The sequence below is a fragment of the Polynucleobacter acidiphobus genome (assembly GCF_003065385.1).
In the GTDB taxonomy this organism is placed as follows: domain Bacteria; phylum Pseudomonadota; class Gammaproteobacteria; order Burkholderiales; family Burkholderiaceae; genus Polynucleobacter; species Polynucleobacter acidiphobus.
Genome location: NZ_CP023277.1, coordinates 1,818,476 through 1,839,444, shown reverse-complemented (window position 1 = coordinate 1,839,444; position 20,969 = coordinate 1,818,476). Strand labels below are relative to the sequence as shown.

General features: G+C 47.0%; 23 protein-coding genes and 1 tRNA gene. 14 read left to right on the top strand and 10 right to left on the bottom strand.

The window, feature by feature from the left end:
* The first annotated feature begins 35 nt into the window (after positions 1-35).
* The 9 genes from rsmB to AOC32_RS09615 all read left to right on the top strand — a co-directional run bounded on the left by rsmB (position 36) and on the right by AOC32_RS09615 (position 9,270).
* A complete protein-coding gene (gene rsmB / locus AOC32_RS09655) occupies positions 36-1,307 on the top strand; it encodes a 16S rRNA (cytosine(967)-C(5))-methyltransferase RsmB (RefSeq protein WP_108509249.1) in 1,272 nt (423 codons plus the stop codon).
* The gene (locus tag AOC32_RS09650; protein ID WP_108509248.1) at positions 1,304-1,891 is read left to right on the top strand and encodes a DUF4390 domain-containing protein; all 588 of its coding nucleotides are present in this window, start codon (positions 1,304-1,306) and stop codon (positions 1,889-1,891) included. The genes rsmB and AOC32_RS09650 overlap by 4 nt, the downstream gene beginning before the upstream one ends.
* Positions 1,891-4,170, top strand: coding sequence for a sensor histidine kinase (locus tag AOC32_RS09645; RefSeq protein ID WP_108509247.1), 2,280 nt, complete (start codon positions 1,891-1,893; stop codon positions 4,168-4,170). The genes AOC32_RS09650 and AOC32_RS09645 overlap by 1 nt, the downstream gene beginning before the upstream one ends.
* Before the next feature lie 2 nt (positions 4,171-4,172).
* Entirely contained in the window at positions 4,173-4,820 is a 648-nt protein-coding gene (locus AOC32_RS09640; RefSeq protein ID WP_108509246.1) for a response regulator, read from the top strand.
* A 291-nt stretch (positions 4,821-5,111) separates the two neighbouring features.
* The gene (locus AOC32_RS09635; RefSeq protein WP_159074938.1) at positions 5,112-6,626 is read left to right on the top strand and encodes an autotransporter outer membrane beta-barrel domain-containing protein; all 1,515 of its coding nucleotides are present in this window, start codon (positions 5,112-5,114) and stop codon (positions 6,624-6,626) included.
* Between the two features lie 76 nt (positions 6,627-6,702).
* A tRNA-Phe gene (locus AOC32_RS09630) sits at positions 6,703-6,778 on the top strand.
* A 67-nt stretch (positions 6,779-6,845) separates the two neighbouring features.
* A complete protein-coding gene (locus AOC32_RS09625) occupies positions 6,846-7,244 on the top strand; it encodes an MAPEG family protein (protein WP_108509244.1) in 399 nt (132 codons plus the stop codon).
* A gap of 115 nt (positions 7,245-7,359) precedes the next feature.
* Positions 7,360-8,214, top strand: coding sequence for a methyltransferase domain-containing protein (locus tag AOC32_RS09620; RefSeq protein ID WP_108509243.1), 855 nt, complete (start codon positions 7,360-7,362; stop codon positions 8,212-8,214).
* A gap of 30 nt (positions 8,215-8,244) precedes the next feature.
* Positions 8,245-9,270 (top strand): NAD(P)H-dependent flavin oxidoreductase, encoded by a 1,026-nt coding sequence (locus AOC32_RS09615; RefSeq protein ID WP_108509242.1) that lies wholly within the window; start codon positions 8,245-8,247, stop codon positions 9,268-9,270.
* A 13-nt stretch (positions 9,271-9,283) separates the two neighbouring features.
* On the opposite strand, the gene AOC32_RS09610 is transcribed toward AOC32_RS09615, so the two are convergent.
* A complete protein-coding gene (locus AOC32_RS09610; protein WP_286223697.1) occupies positions 9,284-9,604 on the bottom strand; it encodes a DMT family transporter in 321 nt (106 codons plus the stop codon).
* 46 nt (positions 9,605-9,650) lie between these two features.
* Here AOC32_RS09610 and AOC32_RS09605 point away from each other — a divergent pair, with 46 nt between their 5' ends.
* Complete coding sequence (locus tag AOC32_RS09605) at positions 9,651-10,643, top strand: NAD-dependent epimerase/dehydratase family protein (RefSeq protein WP_159074937.1); 993 nt, start codon at positions 9,651-9,653, stop codon at positions 10,641-10,643.
* Positions 10,644-10,797: 154 nt separating this feature from the next.
* A complete protein-coding gene (locus AOC32_RS09600) occupies positions 10,798-10,980 on the top strand; it encodes a hypothetical protein (RefSeq protein ID WP_108509240.1) in 183 nt (60 codons plus the stop codon).
* 71 nt (positions 10,981-11,051) lie between these two features.
* Here AOC32_RS09600 and AOC32_RS09595 read toward each other — a convergent pair whose 3' ends face one another.
* On the bottom strand, positions 11,052-11,879 hold the full coding sequence (locus AOC32_RS09595) for a hypothetical protein (protein ID WP_234409754.1): 828 nt from the start codon (positions 11,877-11,879) through the stop codon (positions 11,052-11,054).
* Between the two features lie 315 nt (positions 11,880-12,194).
* On the opposite strand from AOC32_RS09595, the gene AOC32_RS09590 reads away from it, so the two are divergent.
* Positions 12,195-12,488: a DUF1330 domain-containing protein gene (locus tag AOC32_RS09590; RefSeq protein ID WP_108509239.1), complete on the top strand. Its 294-nt coding sequence runs from the start codon at positions 12,195-12,197 to the stop codon at positions 12,486-12,488.
* On the opposite strand, the gene AOC32_RS09585 is transcribed toward AOC32_RS09590, so the two are convergent.
* The 3 genes from AOC32_RS09585 to AOC32_RS09575 are packed head-to-tail and all read right to left on the bottom strand — an operon-like array spanning position 12,485 to position 14,519.
* Positions 12,485-13,213: a pseudouridine synthase gene (locus AOC32_RS09585; protein WP_108509238.1), complete on the bottom strand. Its 729-nt coding sequence runs from the start codon at positions 13,211-13,213 to the stop codon at positions 12,485-12,487. The genes AOC32_RS09590 and AOC32_RS09585 overlap by 4 nt on opposite strands.
* On the bottom strand, positions 13,213-14,109 hold the full coding sequence (locus AOC32_RS09580) for an aspartyl/asparaginyl beta-hydroxylase domain-containing protein (RefSeq protein WP_407675558.1): 897 nt from the start codon (positions 14,107-14,109) through the stop codon (positions 13,213-13,215). The genes AOC32_RS09585 and AOC32_RS09580 overlap by 1 nt, the downstream gene beginning before the upstream one ends.
* 14 nt (positions 14,110-14,123) lie before the next feature.
* Complete coding sequence (locus tag AOC32_RS09575; protein ID WP_108509236.1) at positions 14,124-14,519, bottom strand: c-type cytochrome; 396 nt, start codon at positions 14,517-14,519, stop codon at positions 14,124-14,126.
* 60 nt (positions 14,520-14,579) lie between these two features.
* Here AOC32_RS09575 and AOC32_RS09570 point away from each other — a divergent pair, with 60 nt between their 5' ends.
* Both AOC32_RS09570 and AOC32_RS09565 read left to right on the top strand, forming a co-directional pair.
* Positions 14,580-14,942 carry a hypothetical protein gene (locus AOC32_RS09570; RefSeq protein WP_108509235.1) on the top strand — a complete coding sequence of 121 codons (363 nt, stop codon included), beginning with the start codon at positions 14,580-14,582 and terminating at the stop codon, positions 14,940-14,942.
* Between the two features lie 124 nt (positions 14,943-15,066).
* Entirely contained in the window at positions 15,067-15,351 is a 285-nt protein-coding gene (locus AOC32_RS09565) for an HU family DNA-binding protein (protein ID WP_108509234.1), read from the top strand.
* Positions 15,352-15,414: 63 nt separating this feature from the next.
* Here the strand turns inward: AOC32_RS09565 and rodA are convergent, their stop codons facing one another.
* The 5 genes from rodA to AOC32_RS09540 are packed head-to-tail and all read right to left on the bottom strand — an operon-like array spanning position 15,415 to position 20,966.
* Positions 15,415-16,566, bottom strand: coding sequence for a rod shape-determining protein RodA (gene rodA, locus AOC32_RS09560; RefSeq protein ID WP_108509233.1), 1,152 nt, complete (start codon positions 16,564-16,566; stop codon positions 15,415-15,417).
* Positions 16,548-18,458: a penicillin-binding protein 2 gene (gene mrdA, locus AOC32_RS09555; protein WP_108509232.1), complete on the bottom strand. Its 1,911-nt coding sequence runs from the start codon at positions 18,456-18,458 to the stop codon at positions 16,548-16,550. The genes rodA and mrdA overlap by 19 nt, the downstream gene beginning before the upstream one ends.
* Before the next feature lie 5 nt (positions 18,459-18,463).
* Entirely contained in the window at positions 18,464-18,988 is a 525-nt protein-coding gene (gene mreD, locus AOC32_RS09550; protein ID WP_108509231.1) for a rod shape-determining protein MreD, read from the bottom strand.
* A complete protein-coding gene (mreC, locus tag AOC32_RS09545) occupies positions 18,985-19,899 on the bottom strand; it encodes a rod shape-determining protein MreC (protein ID WP_108509230.1) in 915 nt (304 codons plus the stop codon). Before mreC ends, mreD begins: the two co-directional genes overlap by 4 nt.
* A 23-nt stretch (positions 19,900-19,922) precedes the next feature.
* Complete coding sequence (locus tag AOC32_RS09540) at positions 19,923-20,966, bottom strand: rod shape-determining protein (protein WP_108509229.1); 1,044 nt, start codon at positions 20,964-20,966, stop codon at positions 19,923-19,925.
* Between the last annotated feature and the right edge of the window lie 3 nt (positions 20,967-20,969).

Here is a 20,969-nt window from a genome sequence, read left to right as displayed (position 1 = left end):
GGGCCACTAGACGCAGCGCCCCCTTGGCTCAGCTAATGCTTGAGACCAAAAAAGTTTTGATGCAAGTTGTGCACGAGGGACGCTCTTTAAGTACGCTGTTCGATGCATTGAATGAAGCAGAGCGGCCGGCAATCCAAAGCCTGACCTATGCGACCTTGCGCGATTGGAATCACGCCCAAGCGCTCAGTTCAGAGTATGTAAGTAAAAAGCCAAGTAAGGAACTTGATGCGCTCCTGACCGTTGCAGCTATGCTGATCAAGAATCAGGGGGGTGTTCAAAACCAATATGCCGTTCCAACCATTGTGAATGAGGCTGTGAAGGCGGCAGGAATGTCGCCTAAGACAAAGCATGCCCAAGGTCTAATCAATGCCGTATTGCGCAAAGTCGCCACTGCAGTGCAAAACAATAGCGCCCCGAAAGCTCAGTTTGGACTTCCGTATCCAGATTGGTGGTTAAGGCGGATTCGGAAAGCATACCCAGATCAGTGGGAGCGCATCTGTAGTCATCAACAAACGCCCCCCCCGCTCTCCTTGCGGGTCAATCAAATGATCACTACGCGCGCTGATTATGGTGTGAAGTTGGAGGGTTCGGGCATTGCTTACCAAATCATTGCTGAGCTCGCTGGGCTCCCATTGGAGAGCGCACTGACCATTGATACGCCGTTACCTGTCTCTCAGTTACCCGAGTTTATGAAGGGGGCGGTATCAGTTCAGGATGCCGGAGCCCAGCTTGCCCCAGTCTTATTGAGCCCACAGAAAGGCGAGCGGTTGTTAGATGCGTGCGCTGCACCCGGAGGAAAGACCGCACATCTTTTAGAGGCAATTCTTGCCGAGCCCGCAGAATTAATTGCGCTTGAGATTGATGCAGAGCGCGCAAAGAAAATTGTGAATACCCTGATTCGACTCCGGCTTCTTAATAACCAAGTGCACGTAATTACAGGCGACGCTAGTCGACAGGATTGGTGGGATGGTAATTTGTTTGACAAGATCCTCTTAGATGTTCCTTGTTCTGCATCTGGAATTGTGCGGCGCCACCCCGACATTGTCTTTTTAAGGAGATCGGAGGATATCGCGCGCTTGGTGGAGATCCAACGAGCCATTCTTGAGAATGCCTGGGCGATGCTAAAGAACGGGGGCATCTTGCTGTATTTAACTTGCTCTATTTTTCCTGAGGAAGGTGAGGAGCAAATCACCCGGTTTGTGAAGGACCACGCAAATGCTTTACGATTAGAGGCACCGGGCCAGTTGCTGCCAAGCGAGCATCACGATGGATTTTTTTATGGCTTATTAAAAAAGCATCAACCATGACCACCTTCTTACGACATTCTTTGTGGGGACTGGCTTGCCTTATTGCGGTGTGCATGACGAGTCCCGCCCAAGCACAAGTCATCAAGGTGAAGCAGGCAGAGTTAGAAAAGGTTGAAAGCGCTTGGCTATTAAACGCCAATTTTGGAATTGAATTGCCGTCTGGCCTAGAAAACGCCCTAAAAAAGGGAGTAACGCTTCATTTTCTGGTTCAGTTTGAATTAACCCGCAGCCGTTGGTATTGGTTTGATGAAAAAGCGGTCAATGTTCAGCGCCAAGTGCGCCTATCGCATCAACCACTTATTAATCAATATCGTATCAATGCCGGAGGGCTCGCATTAAATGCGAACTCATTAGTGGAGGCACTGCGGATCGCTGGCACGATTGGTGGCTGGAGCGTCATTGAAGTCAGCGCAATCGATGCGGATAAACAATACGAGGCTGCGCTACGAATGACCTTGGACCTCGGAAAGCTACCAAAACCTTTTCAGGTGGACGCGCTGAATAGCCGAGACTGGTCCTTAAGCGGGGAGTGGTTGCGCTTTCCATTTAACGCATCGATGAGCTCTGTGACGGGGCGCAAATAATGAGCCCTGTATTTGCCCTTAGCAATAAAGACTTTATTAAGCGCAGAGCCTTGCCGCTGGTTACCTTATTGAGTGGCCTGATTGCCTTGATTTTGCTGCTTCTCTTATCAACCGCCACATCCAATACCGAGTTTTTTGATCAATACTTCATTTGGTTGTATGCCGCCAATATTGTGGTGGGCATCTTGCTCTTACTTACCATCATTATTTTGGTGGTGGTTATTAGTATTCGTTGGCGCAAGGGTCGATTTGGTACTCGCCTAATCGCCAAGCTTGCAATGATTTTTGCCTTAGTTGGGGTGGTGCCGGGCGTTATTTTGTATAGCGTATCTTGGCAGTTTGTCTCAAAAAGTATTGAGACCTGGTTTGACGTTAAGGTGGAGTCTGCCCTGAACTCCGGTTTGGAATTGGGTCGCGTGACCTTGCGCATTGCCCAAGAAGAAATTATGGCGGAGGGAAAGTTTATTGCGGAGCAAGTGGTCCAGGTCCCACCAGGTACAAGCTCAGAGCAGGTAGGAGGCATGATTGCCAAAATACGCAATCAGTTTGGGATACAGGAGGTGAGCTTATTTAATATGCAGCGCACCTTGATCCTTAGTACTGAATCCAGGCCTAAACAATTTTTTCCAGCGCCAAGTGCTGAGGTCGTAGCCGAGGCTTTTCAGAAAAACGGCATCACCTTCCTTGACGAGATCGAGCTTACGAAGGGCCAGCCCGGATACCGCGTACGCGCAATTGTCCCCATTGTTCGCCAAAAAGCTGTTCCAACGAAGACCGGTTCCTCACGATATGTTGACGATAAGTACTTCTTGCAGCTGGTTCGATTTATTCCTGAGCCGTTAGCTAAAAATATTTATGCGGTTGAATCCGCCTATAGCGAATACCAAGAGAAGGCCCTTGGGCGTATTGGGTTGCGCAAGATGTATATCGGCACGCTTACCCTAACACTCTTTTTTGCTTTATTTGTTGCAGTGACTTTGGCGCTTCTCTTGGGCCGCCAATTGGCGCAACCATTGCTGATGCTCTTGCGCGGAACCCAGGCGGTGGCACAGGGCGATCTAAGTCCCAAGCCCGAACTTGATACGGGCGATGAGTTGGGCATGTTGACCCGTCAATTTAATGTGATGACCAAGCAGCTCTCGGATGCGCGCGATTCGCTTCAGGAATCCAAATCGTTTTTGGAGACCGTGCTGGGTAATTTAACGGCTGGCGTTTGCATTTTTGATAACAACTTTAATTTGGCATCAAGCAATCCTGGGGCGGCAAAAATATTAGGACGAGACCTCTTACCAATCACTGGTAAGCCACTTGGTTCGATTGCCGAGCTTGCGGAGTTCGATAGTGCAGTGCGTGAAGGCTTTGCCACCCAAAATTTAATTACTTCTGCCAAAGCGGGGGAAGCCAATAAAGCTGAGCTGGTGTGGCAAAAGCAAATCCAAGTCAATCCTGTGAATGAATACGAGAACGATCTTGGCTCAACCTTATTTGTACGTGGAACCCAACTTTCCCCTAGCCTAAAGATGATTGTGTTTGATGATATTAGTGACGTGATTGCGGCACAGCGTTCGATCGCATGGAGTGAGGTGGCTAGGCGCTTGGCACATGAGATCAAGAATCCGCTGACACCTATTCAGCTATCAGCAGAACGCCTTCAGCAAAAACTCGTTGGCAAATTAAGCCCTGACCAGGACGAGATGATCGAGCGCAGTACGAATACGATTATTGGTCAGGTGCAAGCCATGAAGCAGATGGTTAATGAGTTTCGGGATTTTGCTAAGACGCCCAGCCCAACCCTGGGAAGTCTTGATTTAAATGGTTTGATTCAAGAGGTGATGGGTTTGTATGAGGGCAGTAACATCGGGGTTCGTTTGGACTCTAGATGTCCGCGGGTCATGGGCGACCCAACGCAATTACGGCAAGTGATTCATAATCTTTTGCAAAATGCTCAAGACGCTAGTTTAGAAACCAATCGACCCCAACAACTCATCGAGATCACAACGGAGCTTATACAAATTCAGGATGCCGATCAAAATAGATCCGCAGTGCGCATGACAATTACCGATAGTGGGCCTGGTTTTCAGGCTAAGATACTAGCAAGGGCATTTGAGCCTTATATAACAACTAAAGCAAAAGGAACCGGATTAGGATTGGCAGTCGTGAAAAAAATTATTGATGATCATGGTGCAAAAATTGAGATCCGCAATCGCAAACAAGGAGATGACGTATTGGGTGCCCAAGTGTCCATTTTGTTTGTAAAGCTTGCTAGAGAGGCGACCTAGTTATGGCAAGCATATTAGTGGTTGATGATGAGATGGGAATCCGTGAGCTCCTTCATGAGATTTTGACGGAAGAGGGTCACACGGTATATCCAGCAGAGAGCGCCAATCAGGCAAGAGCGGTACGAGAGCAAATGGAGCCCGATCTGGTGCTCCTCGACATTTGGATGCCGGACACTGACGGCATTACTTTATTAAAAGAGTGGGCTCGAGATAATTTGCTAACGATGCCAGTGGTCATGATGTCCGGTCATGCAACCATTGATACGGCTGTTGAGGCAACACGGATCGGCGCCCTTAATTTTCTGGAAAAGCCCATCGCACTCCAGAAGCTCTTAAAGACAGTCAGCAAAGCGCTTGAGCGTACCCCCCTGAAAAAACCAGATGATCAAGAACCCCAAACCCAAGCCAAATCAATTGATCTACCCAAAACCACGAATCAGGACGAATACATCAGTGGAATTGCAAAAAGCTACTACACTCTGCCACTTCGTGAGTCGCGCGATCTCTTCGAAAAAGCCTATTTTGAATATCAAATGGTAGTCACGGGGGGTAGCATGACCCGTATTTCAGAGTTCACTGGGCTTGAGCGAACCCATCTTTATCGTAAGCTAAAAGCACTCGGCATTGATGTCACCAAAAAACAAGAGTAGCTTACCCAAAAGGCTCTAACCCCCGGCCTGGTAGCTAAGTCGGTAAAGCAGAGGACTGCTGATCCGTTTTGTGAAGGAAATTCCACCGTGATTTCAAGTATCAAGGCACTTCAAAGATAGGCTGTGCTAACTGTGTGTGATCAGCACGTCTTTTTGAAGAACTATTTAGAAGCCAACCATTGTGGATAAGCAATGGTTCTAAGCCCTTTATCAGCGATATAACCTTTTTCCAGCGCCTGGGATCGCTGATATGTTATTGTCAGTCTGAACTTTAATGTCATGGTTTAAGTAATGAAACCCCTAAACATTTATAAATTCACACTTTTCGTTTTATTGGGGATTGGCGTAACGGTTTCTCAAAAAGCACATTCCTGGTCAATGACTGCGACTCCTGGTACGCCTGACATTGTTGCTTCTGGCGTTCGTGAGGATTTAGTACTTATTGGATTTTGGTTGGTTCCCTCAGGCTATGGAACGATTTTGACAAATACCGCACCTTACTTAAATTTTGGGGTTTTGGGGCTCAGCAATCCAGTTGACACTACAACAATCCTCAACAATCTTGGGGGGCTTGGGAATAATGGTCCATTTGGCTTTTCTGGCAGGCTCCCGAATAACTACAACATTATTGTCCGATCACCGAGTGATTATGGACAGTTGGCGTTAACTAGTCCTAACGGCTCAACAACATTTGGTATTTATGGCGGAGGCATCAGTGGTGTATCGGCATCTACCCTTATCAAGGGTACCTATGCTGGGGTGCTCTCAGGAGCTACTTTGAGTAATTTAAATAATACCTCTGGTACCTACAACGGCTTAACATGGACTCTAAGAAACTCTTCTGGCACGATTTGGGATTTAGTTGTTACCGCCTCCACCGCGGATACCCAACAATCCCTCGTCAATACCGCTTCCGCTCTCCAAGGCACCTTCACCCTTCAGAACTCGGTAATGGTTAACGGTTTTACTTACGATTGCCCAGTTTTTGACAAGCATGGTATTTGTGTGAGTGCGGGCGGTCGCAATACGATGGTACAAGCCCAAGGCATTAGTAACACCAGCGGGTTATTGATTGCTTCCTACCGTTTAAACAAGAACAACAGCCGCATTGGTGCCTGGGTGGATCAAAACTTATCGGTGAGCGGTCCCGGTACGGTTCAATTGGGCAATAGTACTCCCATGATTGGTCTCTTTGGGGTATGGAGCCAGCGCCCCGATGGCATGGGCGCCGAAGTCAAAGTCTCAGCGGCTTATGGACAAAAAGACACCACCATTACGCGTCAAGTGGTGGGTACTAGCGACCCCGGAAGTGGCAGCTCGCAACTGATTAGCCAAGGAGCGCAAGTGGTGGCTAAGTATGGCTTTGCTGTTCTTCCTGATGTGGTTGTGTCCCCTTATGCTGGAGTACGCTATACACAGAACAATATGGGCGGCTACACTGAGGCAACATCAAGTTCTGTCACGGCACCTTTGACCTACTCAGCCCTAAACACCAATGCCACCACGGCACTAGCTGGTGTAGGAGCAAGCTATCGTGGCATTCCTAAAACCACGCTCTTTGCTAGTGCGGGAGTTGAAACCGATACCAATACCTCAAATGGTTCATACTCAGCCACTGGCATTACTGGATTAACCCCAGTGAACTTTAATCCCAATCCAGTCAAAACCAGACCCACTGCGACTGTTGGCGGTTACTATGACATCCTCAAGAACCAACGCATCGGTATCACAGGCATCTATCGCCAAGAACCATTCCAAGCCGTATCCACCACTACAGTACTAGCCACATACACCATTGGTTTGTAGTGTCCGTTTAAAAGACAGCTCAACCCTGCCTGACCTATCAGGCAAGAGTGATTGATCCTATATAATTACAAGTCTTGGCCTGGTAGCTCAGTCGGTAGAGCAGAGGATTGAAAATCCTTGTGTCGGTGGTTCGATTCCGCCCCGGGCCACCAAGAAACATCAAAACCACCCTCGGGTGGTTTTTTATTAATATCTTGGTGGTTCATTTAGTATCTCAATATGCTACTAGTAACCTCCATCATTGCTGCTGTTCTTACCATTATCTTTATCAAGCTGTCTTTCAATGTCATTGGTTTGCGAAGAAAGAATAAGGTCGGCTTGGGAAATGGGGGCCATGAAGATTTGGAGCGCGCAATTCGTGCCCAGGGCAACTTTGCAGAATATGTTCCTTTTGGAATTATTCTGATTGCCTGTCTAGAGCTTAATAGAGCTCCATGGTGGTTAGTTCTTATTCCAGGAATTTTCCTGATCATTGGACGATTAATTCATGCCAGGGGCATAAATACGCCGTCCCCAGATTTCAGTCTACGCGTGCTTGGCATGAAATTCACATTTAACACCTTAATCGCGTTGGTAGTCTTGAATTTATGTTGGACCTTCTATCAATTAACGAGCTAGGTGCTTTGTGCTAAATCAGTCCCTGACGATTGCTTAGCCTAGAGATCAGAGGGTTATTGCGGCCTTATTGACGTGCTCCCATACAATTTCCTTTTAATTCATCTTTGGAATAGTTATGCGTTTTCTTACTCTCATCACAGTATCTATTTCACTGTTAACTGGTTGCGCATTGCATAACTATGGAGATGACCAGTTTCAGTTGAGGATGGCCGCCCATGGAAAAGACATTATGTGGGTGCCCACGAGGATCGATACAGCAACACAGATGCTAGCGTTAGCACAAGTGAAGTCTGGTGACATAGTCTATGACCTTGGCTCGGGGGATGGGGTGATTCCGATACAGGCGGCTAAGCGCTATGGTGTTCGGGCTGTCGGAATTGAATACAACCCCGATTTGGTCGCACTATCAAAGCGCAATGCAATTCGTGAGAATGTGCAAAATTTAGTGACATTTAAGCAAGGCGATATCTTTGTTGAGGATTTTTCGTCGGCAACGGTCTTAACCCTATTCTTAGGCGAGAACTTGAATTTAAGACTGATGCCAACGATTTTGAAGATGAAGCCTGGAACCCGAGTCGTTTCCAATACATTTCGAATGGAATCCTGGGTTCCTGATCAGGAGGTGTCGGTCAGATCAAGCGAGACCACCATTGGTACATTAAATGAAACCATTTATTTATGGATCGTGCCCGCAAATATTGATGGCTCATGGGAATTTGCTGGCTTACCGAATTTAGACAAAACGACCATTCGGTTTATTCAGAAAAAACAGTTTTTTGATGGAACAATTAATTCGTCAGGCAAGCGATCTATAGCGTTTGAGGATGGCAGAATTCGGGGGGAGGGGATTCGATTTGATTTTGAGAGCAATGGAAAGAGATATTCGTTTAACGGGCAAGTGAATGGATCCCAAATCAAGGGCACTCTTAATGGAGATCCCAAGTTACTTGTAACTGGCAAACGACTTTAACAAGCTGCACCAATGATGGATTGCTAGAGCATGTTTTCGTTTGCCAATCTTTCCATCCCCGTGATTCAAGCGCCAATGGCTGGGGGCATTACAACCCCAGCCTTGGTTTCAGAGGTTTCTAATACGGGTGGTTTAGGAAGTTTCGGCTTTGCTTATAGCTCTCCTGAAACGATTGACCATGACTTAAAGCTTGCACAGTCGCTAACCCAAGGCCCCATTAATGCCAACTTTTTTCTGTTCCCAAAAGTTGAGTTACCTGATTCAAAAACCATAGAGCGGGCGATTGAGCCCCTTCACGAATTGGCTTCTGACATTGATTTCATTGTTCCGAAACCACCCTTTTACCCGGACCTTGAAATGCAATTAGAGCCTATTTGGCAACTGAGACCAGCGGTTCTCAGTTTTCATTTTGGCATTCCACCAGAGTGGGTTGTGCAGCGGGCTAGAGCGCTCAATATTGCCATTGGAATTACAGCAACCAGCCTTGAGGAAGCTCAAAAGATTGCGCAATCAGGCGCTAACTTTATTGTTGCTCAAGGCATTGAGGCAGGTGGCCATCGCGGAATTTTTGAGAGCGATGCAGTTGATGAGATGTTATCAACGTTTGATCTTTTGCATCAATTGCTTAGGCACTGCACCATACCAGCGGTTGCTGCTGGCGGTATCATGGACGGCCGTGATATTCGAAAAGCCATGGATCTTGGGGCAAGTGCGGTACAAATGGGATCCGCTTTTTTGTGTTGCCCTGAATCGGGGGCTTCCTCTGAATATAAGGCCCTTCTCTTAGCTGAGAATCCGCGACCAAGTATTTTTACAAAAGGCTTCTCGGGACGCTGGGCTCGGGGGGTTGAGAATACGTTTACTCGCCATATGGAGGGTAAGCTGACCTTGGCGTTTCCAATCCAAAACACGCTTACTGGCACATTACGCCAAGCCGCAGCTCGCTCACACAATGCGGAGCATCAAAGCCTATGGGCAGGCGCCGCTTTTCATAAAGCCCGAACCCTTAAAGTTTGTGAGCTCATGAAAGCGTTGCAAATTGAACTTGAAAGTTAAAACACAGTGAGCATCAGCCCATTTTTAGCAGGATCACGCCAAGCAGAATGAGCGCAACACCAATCCAGCGAATCGGAATATTCGGATCACCAAAAACTAAGACCCCCAGGGTAAACGTACCTACTGCTCCAATCGACGTCCAAACTGCATAGGCCGTTCCAATCGGAATCTCCTTTAAAGAGTACCAAAGCAGCACCCCACTAAGCGCCATACTGATCACAGCAATACCAATGCCCCAAATTTTCATATTGGGGAGGTCGGCAAGCTTTAATCCTAAGGGCCAGCCTATTTCACAGGCGCCAGCGAGAAGTAGTGAGATCCAATAAATACTCAAGAGCAATTAACCTTCCATGTCAATGAACTACGCTAGCATAGCAAAGATGAAACTATTGATCACTGGCGCTACCGGATTTATTGGGCGGCATTTGGTAAGTCGCTTATTGGAGGAGGGTTGCTCGGTAAGTGCGACCACTCGATCTGCGGCGGATGCGAAATCTTTAAGTCAGCGTGGGGTCAATACGACCCAGATCGATCTTCTATTGACGAACGATTTGCAATCATTGGTTCGTGGCCAGGATTGCGTGATTCATTGTGCGGCCCACGTTGGGCTATGGGGCCCCAAATTGCTCTACCAGAATCTTAATACTCAGTTGACGAAACGATTACTTGAGGCCGCAATTCAATCAGGTGTTCGTAAATTTATTTACATGAGCTGTGCAAATGTGGTGCTCAATGATCCTGCGCCGATCGAAAATGCAATTGAAGATATGGCAATTTGTCACCAAGATTCATTGCGTTACGCTCAATCAAAAGCGCACGCTGAACAATTAGTGTTGTCGAGTTCGTCGGGGTCTTTAAGCACGATTGCGTTGCGACCCGCCCTAGTTTGGGGTAGTGGAGATATGATCGATCGCCAAATCGGACCCGCTGCGAATCGTGGACAGTTTGGTTGGTTTGGTGATGGTCGTTATCCCTATTCAACGTGTTATATCGGAAATTTATGTGAGGCGATTTTGCAAGTCCTGATCCGAAATGTTCCTAGCGGAGCATTTTTTATTCGGGACGCGGAGCAAATGAATCTGCGCGAATTTCTGAGTGCGCGACTTCAGGCTGGTGGTTATAAGGTGCCGACCTTATCTATTCCACTGGCTGTTGCTTGGCCTTTGGCGCGATTTACGGAAAATGGTTGGAACTACTTGCCACTCAAAGGCGAACCACCGCTTGTGCGTGAAGCAGTGCGTACCATGGGTTATCCATTAACGGTTTCCATCAACAAGGCAGAGAATGCATTTGATTACCGCGCTCGATATTCGGTGGCAGAGGGGATGGCGGCAATTGAGATGGGCGCCAATAAATCACTCAATATTTCGTAATACGAAATGGTGTGCTGAAAAATGAAACAGACCAGATGAAAAACCCGCCCGTAAGTAATGCTAATAACACAAGTTATTGATTTATATAAATTTATTTTCTAATTTCCTATGCTACATTGATTCCATCAAATTATTTTTTACTTTTGGAGGATCTATGAATAGCAAGCTTGTTGACGAAGCGCCTTACCACCCAGGTTATGAAGATGCGTCCTTTGAACAGGTTGAAAACCCATTAATGGCGGAATTGGCTCAATATCGCAAAATGAATGAACGCTATATTGAAACCGCCAAGAAAATTGTTGAGTTTTTAGGCACTGGTAATAAGGCCGCAGCCTAAGACACTGACTCTCGATGAACAAAAACCACCTTCGGGTGGTTTTTTGTTGTCCACACCATTGAACACCATTCTCAAAACCGTAAAGAAATCTTTCCATAGATCGACCAATCATAGGCCTGAAAGGTTTGCACTACTTGTTTGCTGGCACCCACCGCAAACAAGAGATGTTTACTCACAGAATGAGTCACCATGGCATCCAATGGTACAAACCAACCACCACCCGCGGTGTTATACAGAATTCCGTTTTCATCCCAAAAACGAATTTGAGTGCTGGGGGAGAGCTGCAATCCAATCGTGGGATACAGTTGAAGCGTTCGCAATAGCGGGGGTTGCGATGGATTGGCCGCAAAGGAATTGTTTTTGCTATCAAACCCGTACATATAACGAACCAAAGGCGAAAAGTCAGAGAGCAAGGATTTGCTTGAGGATTGTGGAACAAATGACGCGCTTACTTGTGGACCAATTGCCCACTGACCATTATTGCCAAATGGAAAAATAAGACGACCACCTAGGTTTAGATTCCACTTAGGGAAAAAATCTGGAGGCATACCCCAAACAGTGAGCATCGTATTGCCCGCACTAAATTGGCCACTGTTGTGCCCTGGAGCATTGGCCCCCCACGCGGAATTGATTGCTGTATCAATCCGCATCATGCCTTTCCATTGCTTGATGGATAGTGGTTGATAGAATCGAAGTCGATAAATATCGCTCAGGTTGCCATCATCATATCCATTTTGATAGACCCATAACTCCAAAATCGATTCCTTACTGTAATTAAAGGAATCGGTTTTTAGTCTTAAGAAATTATCCTGCTCTCCTGAGGCGTCGCCATCTTGAGCAAAGCTGTATTGGGTGAATAGAACAAAAAATCCACAGAGTAGAGTTCTAAAAATTCTCATGACTTCATTGGCATATGTATGAAGGAATAACAAGATCTTGTATATTAGACTCCATTGCCACCAAAGGTATAAAAATGGGAATACCAATTCAAAGCCCGATCTTGATCGCCTCTATGAGTTTCATGTATGAGAGCAAGTGATCAATATCGGACAAACCAATATCCTGTAGGATGCTTGGGCAAAGGAGCGGGCGGTTTCATTGCATCGCTGTATCTATCGATTGCATGACTGCTTGCCCAACCTTCATACCAGTATCTCTTAACCCAAAGAACTGCATGATCGATATCATGCATAGTTCATGAACTAAGGACCATCATGAGCGTTCATGTAATCGGAATATTTAAAATACAGAGCCCGAAGGACTTTGATGACTACCGTGCTCAGGTTGGCGCCACCATTGAGCTTTATGGCGGCAAGTTAGTGCGCAGAGGAGTTTGCGAGAGTCCTTTTTGGAACCAGCTAAACGCCGCGATGTTTGATACGTTTGTTGAGCTTAGCTTTTCAAGCTTAGAGGATGCAAAGCGCTGGGCCAATAGCCCTGAATATTTGGCATTGCTTCCGGTGCGCGAACGGGCAATGCAATTAACACTTTTCCCTGTCGTGATCTAAAAGCGCTCTTGTTTACCAAGGATGCGCCACTGTCCGCTAGGCAGCGATCCTAGAGTTATTTGACCAATTCGGATTCGTTTTAGACCAACAACATTGAGATCTACGAGCTCGCACATCCGGCGAATTTGTCGTTTGCGACCTTCTCGTAATACAAAGCGAAGTTGATCCTCGTTTTGCCAACTTACCTTAGCTGGTTTTAGTGCTTTGCCATCTAGCGATAGTCCATGCTGCAAGGAGCGCAAACCCGCATCCGATAATTTACCGCTAACACGAACCAGATACTCTTTTTCAATCGGACTATCTTCACCAATTAACAACTTTGCGATCCGCCCATCTTGGGTAAGTACCAATAAGCCAGAGGAGTCAATATCCAGTCGGCCCGCTGGAGCAAGACCCCTGAATTGAGACCGTTCGGTTTGATGAGGGGCGCCCATAAATTGATTCTCAGGCACGATGAGAGATGCTGCCGGCTTATATTGCTCTTCATCATCTAAGTGCGAAATATAGCCTACTGGTTTATTAAGTAAGACAGTGAGGCGTTGCTCTTGCTGACGTTTGGCCCCCGAACGTAATTCAATCGTTTGGTGCCGAAAGGCCCGTGTACCTAATTCTTGAACAATCTCACCGTCAACGGTTACTAAACCCTGTTCAATATAAGCATCCGCCTCCCGCCTTGAACACAAACCACGTTCGGATAGTAGTTTAGAAACCCGAATTTTTTCCATTACCAAAATAGTAACCAAATAAGGCCAATAATAAGCACCCACTTGCCAATGTAATAGAGCTTGCGGTGTGAAGCCTTTAGCTTTTTCGTCTGCATGCGAAGCCGATAAAAATAGGTAAAGAGGACATTTACAAAACCGAGCGATTCGCCCTCAACATTTTGTGAGGCCGCAGCACTCATGACTTGTAAACCAAACCAGCGATTAAAGCTTCGCATTACTTTGCTGTAGAGCGGCCTCTCAATATCGCAAAACAAGACAATCCGTTGATGGTCAGTGTTGTTGGCCGCAAAGTGGATGTAGGTTTCATCAAACACAACCGCCTCGCCATCTTTCCAATAATAGGGCTCACCGTCAACATCAATAAAACAGTGCGGGCTGTTCGGGGTTACAAGTCCTAAATGGTAGCGCAATGACCCAGCGTAAGGATCGCGATGGCGAACCAATTTTGCCCCAGGAGGCAGTGAGGCAAACATGGCCGCCTTGATGCTCGGGATTGATTTAAGTAAAGCGACTGTTTGGGGGCAGGACTCTTCGGCCGACGGCAAATCCTTGCCGTACCAATATAAATAAAAGCGTTTCCAGCCAGTGCGAAAAAAAGAATTAAAGCCAATATCGTTATAGCCAGTTGCTTGACGAATTTGCCCGCTATCTTGAAGAGCCAAGGCTTCATCACGAATGATCTGCCACCGATCTTTCAGGGGCTGCAGTTCTGGGAATTCATTAACAGGAAGGTAAGGGCTACGGCCTACTTTAGAGAACAAATAAATTAACGTATTAATGGGCGCCAGTAAGACCACATAATCAGTCAGGGAGCGCAATAGGCCAAAACGCACCTTGCCCCGAAAATAAATAAATAGGGCTGAACCTAAAAAAATCAGAAAAACATTATGACGAATCTCCATCCCGATCCCTATTTACGAAGCTGTGCCTGTCGACGTTGAATTTCAGCATCAATTTTTTTCAACATGGCATCGTCTGGGTTCTTCCAGCTTGCGCCCGCTTGATTGGCCATATAGACAACCGATGCCGCAAAATCACTGACGCCCAAATCTGGCTTTCCACCTTTAGCGGGCATGCCACGAATCCCAACATAACCATGGGCCGTAATCTGAACCTGACCTTCCTTAATTAGCTTAGCCCATTTGGCTTTGTCACCCAGCTTCGGGGCCCCTGCTACTCCGGGAGTATGACAGCTGGCGCAAACCTGCTGATAGGTCGACTCACCTGAGTTGGCCAATGAGGCAGCTGAAAACATGAGTAAGGCCGAGGCACTTAATAAACAAGAAGCTGTAAAGGGGCGCATCATAAACTCATCCTCTTTAGTCAATTTAATCCAGTAAGATAGCTTTTTAATTCAGTAACTTATATGGCACGTTTTTTTCGATCACTCTTCATTTTAATTCTGATTAGCGGCGTTTTAACCGCCGGCTATACCTATCTTATGCTTCACTGGAGCTATGCTGAGGGTGAGCGAGCCGGCTATGTTCAAAAGTTCTCCAAACGGGGCTGGCTCTGTAAGACCTGGGAGGGCGAGCTGGCGATGGTCTCGATGCCAGGAACCATGTCTGAAAAGTTCTTCTTTTCGGTGCGTAATGATGCCGTTGCCAATCAGATTAACGCCAATATGGGGCGTAAAGTTGCATTGCAGTATGAGCAGCACGTTGGTTTACCGACGAATTGTTTTGCAGAAACCCAGTATTTTGTCGTCGACTTGGTCGTTTTGGATTAGTCATATCCTAAAAGGCTCCGCGGCCAATTTTTTTCAAAAGATTATTTATTTTTATAACATTTTGTGTTTACAATTGCGTCAGCGCATATGCGCAATACAATGAACAATCAACAAGGAGCTTCACTTGAATAAAGCAGACTTAATCGCAGCAATTGCTGACGATGCCGAGATTTCTAAAGCAAAAGCAGAGTACGCACTGAATTCTGCTATTGAGCACATCATCAAAGCAGTAACCAAAGGTGACTCGGTGCAATTAATTGGTTTTGGAACATTTGCCTCTGGCAAACGTGCTGCTCGCATGGGCCGTAATCCAAAAACTGGTGAGCCTCTCAAAATTGCCGCTTCCAAGACTGTGAAGTTTTCTGCTGGCAAGGCATTTAAAGACGCTGTTAATAAGCGTAAAAAGTAATCGAGAGCGATCTCTTACAAACCCAGCTTCGGCTGGGTTTTTTGTTACTCCAATTGTTACCACTTAGCTTTGTACGAGTCGTCGATGACGATGGATGCTCATCAAGATACCGGCCCCAAACCCAAGCGTGACAAGGGCTGTGCCGCCATAGCTAAGGAGCGGTAGGGGAACGCCAACTACTGGCAGGAGCCCGGTGACCATGCCGATATTGACAAAGGCATAGGTGAAAAAGATCATGCTGATAGCCCCTCCCAAGAGTCGCGTAAACAAAGTGGGCGCATTGACTGAGATCGCCAGGCCACGCTTAATTAGTGCAAAAAAGAGCAGGATCAAAAGAATATTGCCTAGAAATCCAAACTCTTCAGCAAAAACGGCAAACACAAAGTCAGTATGTTTTTCAGGAATGAATTCCAAATGGGATTGAGTTCCTTCGCGCCAGCCTTTACCAAAGAATCCACCAGCACCAACCGCAATGATGGCCTGAATGGTATGAAAGCCTTTTCCAAGCGGATCACTTGATGGGTCTAGCAAGGTACAAACCCTGTTTTTTTGATACTCTCGGATCAATGGCCAGTTGGCGTCGGGCGTACAAATGCTGCCACTAAAAACAACCAGCAAAAGAATCGCAATTCCACCAATTGCCACTACCGGGATGATCCAGCGCCAGGGCAAGCCCGCTAAAATAATGACATAGAGACCCGAGGCAAGCACTAATAGCGAGGTTCCCAGGTCGGGCTGACGGGCAATTAGAAATACCGGTAATGCGAGCAAAGCCGCTGCCACAAGATAATCAAACCCTGAGCGGATACCCTCACGTTTTTGGAAATACCAGGCGAGCATGAGCGGTACCGCAATCTTCATGATCTCCGATGGCTGAATCACAATGCCAACATTAATCCAGCGTCTAGCCCCTTTTTTGATCAAACCAAAAATAGCAACAGCGATCAGCAGGGCAATCCCAACGCCATATATCCAAACCGCAGCCATCTCAAGCCATTTGGGCGGAATCTGTGAAACAAGCCACATGATCACAAAAGCAATCAGGAGATTACGGACCTGGTCGATAAGCGCTACCGGTGTTCCTTGGCCGGCCGACAAAAAGACAATGAAACTAATCAGGGCAAGAGCCAAGAAGATGAAGCCTAGGCGAGGATCAAAGCCACTAAAGGCTCGTAAAAGTAATGATTTGAGTCGGACTAAGGTGCTCTTTTCCATTCCGGAATCTCCTTAGGCCATTTACCATCAATGTAGTAATCAAGTGCTTTGCGCGCAATCGGCGCAGCTTGCGTAGAGCCAAAGCCCGCATTTTCAACAATCATTGCAATGGCAATTTTGGGTTTGTCGTTAGGCGCATACGCTACGAACAAGGCATGGTCTCGTAAGAACTCGGGGGTAGAAGCGTGGTTATACGTTTTAGAATTCAAGCTAAAGACTTGGGCGGTGCCTGTTTTACCGCCGGAGGTATAAGCCGCACTTCGGAAGGATGATGCTGATGTGCCCGTTTTGTTAGTTTCTGCCATTGCCTTTTTAATGATCTCCACATTTTCAGGTTTGAGAGCCACGCGATAGCTTTCTTTAGGAGTAGTGAGTTCCTTTTGGCGTGTAAATGGATCTTCAATCGCCTTTGCAATATGAGGCTTCATCACGACACCGTAGTTGAGCATATTGGCGAGGCCGTGTGCCAATTGCAAAATCGTAAATGCGTTATATCCCTGCCCAATTCCGAGTGAGATCGTTTCGCCTTCAAACCACTTTTGTTGCTCAGGTTTTTTAAAGGCGGTTTTTTTCCATTCCGTCGATGGCAACACCCCTTTTGCTTCGCCCTCTAAATCAATTCCTGTAAGCTGACCAAAGCCTAAGGGCTTCATAAAATCGTGCATCATATTGACGCCCATGTCTCTCGCCAAAAGGTAGTAGTAGGTATCACAAGACTCCACAAGAGACTTCTCCATATTGACCATCCCATGACCGCCCACTTTAATATCCCGAAAAGTATGATTGCCGAAGGTAAAAAATCCAGGGTCGGCAATTGCATCTTCAGGCTTGCGCTTATTAAGCTCGAGAGCCGCTAATGCCATAAAGGGCTTATAAGTTGATGCGGGGGGGTAAATTCCCTTCAGAGGCCGGTTGTAGAGAGGCCTTTCCTTCGACTCGTTCAGTTCCTTCCAGGTCACAGGATCGATGCCCTCCACGAAATCATTAGGATTGAAATTCGGCTTTGAAACGAAGGCAAGAATGTCCCCAGTTTCGGGTTCGATGGCGACAAATGCCCCCCGATAGTTACCATACAATTGCTCAACCAAGGCTTGCAATTTAATGTCAATCGAGAGAATGACATTTTTGCCAGGAATAGACGGCTTACTGGATAGCGTGCGAACGGGCTTTCCGCCAGCGGTGATTTCGACCTCGTCGTAGCCCGGAACGCCGCGTAAGACCCTCTCATACGTTTGTTCAATGCCAATCTTCCCGACATACTGTATACCTGGCAAGAACGCACCTTGAAGGGCATAAGGATCTTGACTACCTTTCGTGGCCTCAAGTTCGTTTTGCATCCGCTCTTTATCTTTTTGCGAGACTCGCCCGATGTAGCCAATCAGATGGGAAGCTAATTCGTTATAGGGGTATTCACGAAAATTGCGCGCACTGACATCAACACCTGGAAAGCGATAGCGATTTGCTAGAAAGCGAGCCATCTCAGCATCGGTCAGCATCGATCGCAACGGAAAGGTACCCATATTTCGAGAATCTTCGACGGCGCGCTTAAAGTTACGACGATCCCTAGGGCTAATTTGAATAATCTCAGATAGCTGATTAATCAGATCATCCACATTGCCTTTAATTTGAGAGGCATCCACTTCTAGTGTTAGCGCCGAATAATTGCGTCCTATCACAATACCATTTCGATCAATGAGCAGGCCTCGATTGGCGGGTACCGGGACGATTGCAATCCGATTGCTTTCAGCAAGCGTTGAATATTGCTGGTGGCTAATAATTTGCAACCAAAATAAGCGGACAACGAGTAAGCCAAAACAAATCCCCACAAAGACGATCGCGATCCGAGCTCGCTCCTGAAACGAATAAAGATCGGGTTTTTTAATGGACGACATGCTGCTTACAGGGGTCGATGGGGGTCGACATCAATCGGTCGTCGTTGTGGTAAGAGCAAGAGATAGCTGGCAAGGGGCCAAAGCAGGGCCTCAATGGCTGCTTGAATGAGGCTCGTTAGACCCCACCAATAGAGCTGCTCATTCAGAGCCCAAAGTACGATGACTGGAAAAACAGAAACTAAGGCGAAGATAGGAAATACGTTTAGGATTTGAGTGGTCACAGGTAAGGCGGTAATGCGGTGATGCCAGGCAATTGCAATGTATGCCACCAGAGAGTAGCTAAAGGTATGAACCCCGAGCAAGGCCCCGCTATGAATATCCATGACCAGGCCAAATATAAATGCGGTAATCACGCCAACAAAGCGATGCTGATGAATGTTCCAAAACACAATGCAAATAATGAGCCAGTCTGGAACCCACGCATGATTGCCCCACGGTAAAAAATTCAGCAAAAGCGCAATGAATAGGCTAAAGTAAATAAAGAGTGGCTTGACTGGGCGGAGAATGTAGCCGCTTTGGTAATCAATCATGGCTGTCCCTTTGGTCGCGTTTGACGTCGACCGGTCGACGATGGCGCATTACTATTTGAGGCCGGTTTGGCGTCTAACTGCGGATCGTAGATTAAGGCAAGTGCCTGGAGATGCCGATTGACTTCGGCAATCGGACTGCAAAAGACATTTGCTGAGTTTTGATCGAGATTGCGCTCAATTTTGGTAATCACTGCCACCGCAAACCCCGGGGGATACACACCATCAACCCCTGACGTTAAAAGAATGTCGCCAACCTCAAGGTCACTGGCCACCGGTAAGTAACGTAGTTGCAATAATTGACCGCGTCCGCTTCCGACTACCGCGGCACGAAGACCGTTACGAGCCACAAGGACTGGGACTGCAAAATCACGATCTTCCAATAAAGACACTTCGGCTGAATTGTCATACAGGCGAACCACTTGACCGAGAATGCCCATGTCATTGGCAATTGGTGAGCCCAATCGAAGACCTTGGTTTTCGCCACGATTGATCACGACGCGTTGTGAGATGGCGTTTGGTGGGTTAAATAAAATTTCAACAGGAACGGTTTTAAATGCCACCTTCTTTTGTAAATCTAGTAAGTTGCGAAGATTTTGATTCTCAACTGTTAAAAGCGCAGATTGATTGGCTAGCAGTGAGAGTTCCGCTTGTCGCAACTTGAGTGCCTCATTTTCCTTTTCAAGCGTGCTTCGACTGGTTAGATATTCATCGCCGCCTGAAATTATGGAGCTAGGCAGGAGCATCAGTTGCTCAAATGGTCGCAGAACAATATTGACTTGATTACGAATAAAGTCGAGTGACTTGATCTGAAAATCAATAATCATGAGTGCCAAGCTAATTACAAGGCACGCAATTAATTTGGCAAGCGCAGGAATGCCTTGCTTGAAAAGTGGTGGGGCGCTATATTGCACAGCCCGCTTCGGCTTTTAGCCGCCTATTCTTGTGAGAACACTCCACCTAATTTATCCATGCGCTCTAATGCAATGCCGCAACCACGTGCAACACAGGTCAGGGGATCTTCTGCGACATGAATTGGCAAACCAGTTTCTTCCATCAAAAGGCGATCAAGGTCTCGCAGTAAGGCACCACCGCCGGTTAGCATAATGCCGCGTTCAGCAATATCGGCAGCAAGCTCAGGAGGCGTTTGCTCAAGGGCTGCTTTTACCGCAGTCACAATTTGATTAAGTGGATCAGTTAATGCTTCTAGGATTTCATTGCTGGTCACAGTAAAGCTTCGGGGAATGCCCTCGGAGATATTGCGACCCTTGATTTCTAGTTCTTTGACTTCGGCACCCGGGAAGGCTGAACCGATTGCTTTTTTAACTGCTTCAGCTGTTTGTTCACCAATGAGCATGCCGTAGTTCCGTCGGATGTAATTCGTAATTGCCTCATCGAACTTGTCTCCCCCAACCCGAACCGAACCTTTGTAAACAACACCACCAAGAGACATGACACCTACTTCAGTCGTTCCGCCACCAATATCAACCACCATGGATCCAGCAGCTTCTGAAACTGGCAGCCCCGCACCAATGGCAGCCGCCATTGGCTCTTCAATCAGAAATACTTGAGAAGCGCCCGCACCTAAGGCTGACTCGCGAATCGCTCGACGCTCGACTTGTGTTGATCCGCAAGGCACACAGATAATGATTCGAGGGCTGGGTTTGAGTAGCTTGCTCTCATGAACCATTTTGATAAATTGCTTGAGCATTTGCTCGGTGATGGTGAAATCTGCAATCACACCATCTTTCATAGGGCGAATTGCTTCGATGTTTCCAGGCACCCTCCCCAACATGCTCTTTGCTTCGCGACCCACCGCCAAAATGGTTTTTTTGGCATTTGGGCCACCTTCTTGGCGAATTGCAACCACCGAGGGCTCATCGAGCACAATGCCCTTATCACGCATGTAAATTAAGGTATTTGCGGTACCTAGATCAATGGCTAGGTCATTGGAAAAATAGCTACGAAAGAGACCAAACATAAT